This window comes from Parafrankia colletiae (assembly GCF_001854655.1).
GTDB classification, from domain to species: domain Bacteria; phylum Actinomycetota; class Actinomycetes; order Frankiales; family Frankiaceae; genus Parafrankia; species Parafrankia colletiae.
Map to the genome: position 1 here is coordinate 1 of NZ_MBLM01000087.1, position 1963 is coordinate 1963.

Below are 1963 nucleotides of genomic sequence, written 5' to 3' on the forward strand. Positions count from 1 at the left end.
GTCATGATCGAATGATGCGTCGACGTCGTGTCCGTCCACTGGCTCCGACGTCGGAGTTCGTCGGGTTCCGGTTCCCGTCTGAGGTGATCGTGCTGGCGGTTCGCTGGTACCTACGGTTCGCSCTGTCGTACCGGGACGTCGAGGAGCTGCTCGCTGAGCGCGGCATCGACGTTGATCACGTAACTGTGTACCGGTGGGTCCAACGCTTCACGCCCTTGCTGGTCGACGCCGCGCGGCCCTGCCGGCACCGTCCTGGTGACAGGTGGTTCGTCGACGAGACGTACGTCAAGGTCGCCGGGCGGTGGACGTACCTGTACAGGGCGGTTGACCAGCACGGTCAGGTCATCGATGTCCTCGCCAGCGAACGACGCGACCAGGCCGCGGCACGCCGGTTCTTCACCGCGGCACTGACCCACGGCCGCCGGCCGGTCGAGGTCACCACCGACAAGGCCCCTGTCTACCCTCGGGTCCTCGACGAGCTGCTTCCCGGGGCCTGCCACGTCGATGCCGTGCGGGAGAACAACCGGATCGAAGCCGATCACGGCCGCCTGAAAGCCCGGCTCCGGCCGATGCGCGGGCTGAAACGGCTGCGCTCCGCCCAGACGATCAGCGCAGGGCATGCATTCGTCCAGAACATCCGCCGCGGCCACTACGAACTCGGGACCGACACCGACCCGCACACACGGCTGACAGCCGCGTTTACCGAGCTCACCCTCGCGATCTGATCACCCGCTCGGCAGGGCCAACCATGCCCTGCCTTCCCCCAATGCAACAGATCCGTTCTCAGGACCAGGCGTCCGTGATGCCGAAGGAGGACTCCGTGCGGAATCGATAGCTCTCATTATAAGGCTCAAGCCACAGTTCTCGGCCGCGACGGCGAATATACCGGCCCGGATAGCTATAGGATTCCAGGGCCACCGAACTGGCGCCTAAGCCACGTCGGACCGCGAACGTGGCATCTCTGGCGAAGGACTCGGTCGCACCAAACCCGCTCAGATGCAGCCGGGATCCGCCCTGTCGCAAGAACCGTCCATCGGATGCGCGCAACGAGAAACCGTTTGGATCGGCGAGGCCACGCACAACGGTGAGGGTCGCTTCTCGTCGGACAGCAGTGCTGCTGTCCGACGTGACCACCTCGAGACAGGCGGCGTCGTTGACCAGCCGCCAGTACTGGTTCCCGAGGTCGCCCGATCTCAGTGAAAGTCTGCCCAGAGGAAGGGTCGCACCGCCCGGGACCACTTCCTTCACAACTGTCAGATGCTTCACCACACCGGACAGTCCCGGAAGCTCGACCGGTGCGGACCAAGTGCGAAAGGTGTCATAGCTGTCGGTAAACCAGACTCCGCCCCTCCTGTAGTGTTCGAAATACAGGCGCCAGCCGCCGTTGTCCAGGGGTATCAGAGCCGGCCCTTGGCCGTCGCCAACGACGGAGTCCGGCGATCTCCAGGACGTGTATGGGCCGGTGAGGCTAGGCGCGCTGGCCAACTCGATACGCTTCGAACGGCTGTTCTTATAGAATGCATGGTACGTTGGTCCGACCCCGACAATAAAAAATTCAATGCAACCTGCAGGTAAGCCAACCAACGGCGTTGGGATAGTCCATGTGGCAAGCGAGGAGTCCGTAGCCGTTATCTTGTACGGCCGCAAAGCGCCCCGCGCGCTGCCGCCGACCCGCAGAGAGACAACTATGTTGACGCTACCATCGGCGTCGATGAACCATTCTGGGGCCCAGACACTTCCGACTCGAGACGTCGTCAGCGTGACGTTACCGAGGAAGGTCCAGGTGACTCGGTCGGTACTTGAGGCGAGGCCGATCTGGTTTCCGGCCCGAGCAGTGCTGTGGGCGACGTAGTACATCCCGTCGGTGTGTCGCATGATGCTGGGATCGCGAACCAGTCCACATGGGGGTGTGTATCCGGAATCCCTCAGCAGCGCGAACCCGGTGGCGTCCAACGACTCATAC

At 63.4% G+C, this 1963-nt stretch carries 2 protein-coding genes; one reads left to right on the forward strand and one right to left on the reverse strand.

The annotated features are described in order from the left end of the window. The first annotated feature begins 14 nt into the window (after positions 1-14). Positions 15-725 (forward strand): IS6 family transposase, encoded by a 711-nt coding sequence (locus CC117_RS10160; protein WP_071083495.1) that lies wholly within the window; start codon positions 15-17, stop codon positions 723-725. A gap of 58 nt (positions 726-783) precedes the next feature. On the opposite strand, the gene CC117_RS34505 is transcribed toward CC117_RS10160, so the two are convergent. Continuing rightward, the coding region (locus CC117_RS34505; protein ID WP_084131879.1) for a glycoside hydrolase family 43 protein at positions 784-1963 on the reverse strand (1180 nt) is incomplete at its 5' end.